This is a genomic window from Pseudoalteromonas sp. SIMBA_162 (genome assembly GCF_046535955.1).
Taxonomy (GTDB): Bacteria; Pseudomonadota; Gammaproteobacteria; order Enterobacterales; family Alteromonadaceae; genus Pseudoalteromonas; species Pseudoalteromonas marina.
The window spans coordinates 1-248 of the sequence record NZ_JAWJBQ010000907.1 but is presented as its reverse complement, the minus strand read 5'-3'; the positions used below and the strand labels follow the sequence as shown (position 1 = coordinate 248).

Genomic DNA, 248 nt, shown 5'->3' with positions numbered 1-248 from the left:
TAAGACAGAAGTTAATGACTAAAGTAGATATTACTGACAGAAAGACTTAAAAAATATTATCAGATATTTTCCAAATTTATGAGGTGACTCTTAGCGCGTAGCGTTAACATTGAGGCACCTTGCGCAAAGGAAATGGGAGCACTACGTGCTTGTCATTAGTCCTTTGCACCTAATTTGCTTGGTGACAATAGCGTTTTGGACCCACCTGACTCCATGCCGAACTCAGTAGTGAAACGAAACAGCGCCGA

1 rRNA gene is annotated in these 248 nt (G+C 41.1%); it reads left to right on the top strand.

Annotated elements, in window-relative coordinates:
- Positions 1 to 177: 177 nt before the first annotated feature.
- Positions 178 to 248: ribosomal RNA gene (gene rrf / locus R0J88_RS22335) — 5S ribosomal RNA — on the top strand; the annotation flags it as partial.